At 71.4% G+C, this 2,442-nt stretch carries 2 protein-coding genes; one reads left to right on the top strand and one right to left on the bottom strand.

Annotation, left to right across the window (positions count from 1 at the left end):
- Positions 1-233 precede the first annotated feature (233 nt).
- Entirely contained in the window at positions 234-794 is a 561-nt protein-coding gene (locus JT723_RS34575; RefSeq protein WP_205048867.1) for a MarR family winged helix-turn-helix transcriptional regulator, read from the bottom strand.
- A gap of 150 nt (positions 795-944) precedes the next feature.
- On the opposite strand from JT723_RS34575, the gene JT723_RS34570 reads away from it, so the two are divergent.
- On the top strand, positions 945-2,222 hold the full coding sequence (locus tag JT723_RS34570) for an MFS transporter (RefSeq protein WP_205048868.1): 1,278 nt from the start codon (positions 945-947) through the stop codon (positions 2,220-2,222).
- Positions 2,223-2,442: the final 220 nt, after the last annotated feature.

Here is a 2,442-nt window from a genome sequence, read left to right as displayed (position 1 = left end):
CTCCGTTCGCTCCGGCCAAATCGGCCCGATCGCTCGAAACTCTGCACGCATTCCGAAAAAACACACGACGGGACGACAAGAGACGACGGCACACGGCCGTCGATCGGTCGAAAGTCGAATGGTCCTGCGGGATGGCTGTCCGGGGACCGACCGGGGTCGGCGCTCACGTCGGACAACCCGGAGAACATTACGCACGAACGCCGGGGGTGTCAACCTCCGGCTGCCGGGTCCGGTCAGTCCAGGTCTTCGAGCCGGCCGCCGGCGTCGGGCTGGCTGGTCTCGACGCGGCGCAGGAGGCGGATGAGGATCTCGCCGAGGGCGGCGCGTTCCGCGGTGTTGAGGTCCTGGAGCAGGTCGTCCTCGAAGGCGGCGGCCAGGCGCATCGTCTGGAGCCACTTCTCCCGGCCCTCGTCGGTCAGCTCCACGATGACGCGGACGCGGTTGGCCTCGTCACGCTCCCGGGTGACCAGGCCCTCGGTGACCAGGCGGTCGATGCGGTGGGTCATGGCGGCCGGGGTGAGGCCGAGGCGCTTGGCGAGGTCGCCGGGGCCGAGGCGATAGGGGCGGCCGACGACCACGAGGGCCTTGAGGACCTCCCACTCGGCATTGCTGATGCCCAGGTCGACGAGCTGGCGGCCGTACGCGACGTTCATCCGGCGGTTGAGCCGGCCGAGCGCGGTGACGACCTTCTCGACCTGGGGGTCGACCTCGGGAAACTCCCGCTGGTAGGCGGCGATCTGGGCGTCGAGGTCCAGTTCCTCCGGGGTACCGGCGGAGCCTGCGGCTGCGGTCATGCTCCGAGTATCGCACGGTAGTGCTTTGCTCTAAAGCCCTTCGGCATGTACTCTTTAGCTTCGAACTTTACTGATGAAGTCTTCAATCCGAAGCCTTGCCGGGTCCTGGACCCCGTCTGACCCGAGGGGAGAGCCGTGAACACCACCGACATGGGCGCCGCGCTGCGCCGAATCCAGCTGGGCAACGCCCTGAGCGCGTTCGGGAACGGCTTCACCGTGCCCTTCACCTTCGTGTACGTCTCGGAGGTGCGGGGGCTCGGTGCCGGGACCGCGGGTGTGGTGCTCGCGACGTTCGCCGTCGCCGCCCTCTTCGTGCTGCCCTTCACCGGGCGCGTCATCGACCGGCGCGGGCCCGTACCGGTCGCCGTGGCCGGCACGGTCCTCGCGGCCTCCGGGTCGCTGGGCCTCGGCCTGTCCGGCTCCGAGCCCGTGGTCATCGCCGCGGCCGGGGCGCTGGGCGCCGGGATCTCCGTGGTCCAGCCCGCGCTGGCCACGATGATCGTGTGGTGCTCGACCACGGTCACCCGGTCCAGGGCGTTCGCGACCCAGTTCTTCCTGGCCAACCTCGGCCTCGGGGTCGGCGGGCTCATGGGCGGGCTCATCGTGGACACCGCGCACCCGTCGTCCTTCATCCGGCTCTTTGCGATCGAGGCCGCGATGTTCCTGGTCCTGGGTGCGGTCGTCGCCACGGTGCGGCTGCCGCGTACCGCACGGCTCGAGGGGCCGGTCACCGACACCGGTGCCGACGCGGCCGGCGGATGGCGGCTCCTGCTGCAGAACCGGGCCATGGTCATGCTCTGCGTGCTCGGCTTCGTGCTGTTCTTCGCCTGCTACGGGCAGTTCGAGTCGGGGCTCTCCGCCTTCGCGGTGACCGTCACGCATGTCTCGCCCGCCATGCTGGGCGTCGCGCTCGCCGCCAACACGGCGACGATCGTGCTCGCGCAGTTCGTGGTGCTGCGGCTGGTCGAATACCGCCGGCGCAGCCGGGTGATCGCGGCGGTCGGGCTGGTCTGGACGGTCGCGTGGCTCGCGGCGGGCGCGTCCGGCCTGGTGCACTCGCACCACGCCGTCGCGGTGGTCGCGATCATCTCGACCTACGCGCTGTTCGGGCTCGGGGAGGCCATGCTCGCGCCGACGGTGTCGCCGCTCGTCGCGGACCTTGCGCCCGAGCGCATGGTCGGGCGGTACAACGCCGCGTTTGCGCTGGTCAAGCAGCTGGCTCTGGCCATCGGACCGGCCGTGGGCGGCCTCATCGCCGCGGCCGGGGCGTACGACGTGTACGTCGTGCTTCTCGTCGGGTGCTCGCTGGGCGTCTCCGTGATCGCCCTGCGGCTGGGCCGCCACCTTTCTGCGTCCCAGGACGCGCCGATCCGCCCCACCCGAGTGGTGGCCCACTCCCCGGCCCCGACCCCGGAACCGGCCCACTAGACCCGGGGGCACCTCTGCGGCGGGGCCGAGCACATAGGCGCGGGGCTGCATCTGATCTGCGGCTGGCGCCGCGTGGGCGCGCGCCTGTGCGGCGGGGCCGAGCACACAGGGGCGCGGGGAACGGCGCGACCAGCCCTCCCCCAGGGCTCTGCCTGGGGGTGCCCCCATCTCGCTTCGCTCGCGGCCGGTGGTCCGGCACGAACCGAACAGCCCCCTCGGG

The sequence above is a fragment of the Actinacidiphila bryophytorum genome (assembly GCF_016916835.1).
Taxonomy (GTDB): Bacteria; Actinomycetota; Actinomycetes; order Streptomycetales; family Streptomycetaceae; genus Actinacidiphila; species Actinacidiphila bryophytorum.
Note: the sequence above shows the minus strand (reverse complement) of the source record. Positions and strands in the feature narration are given on the sequence as shown.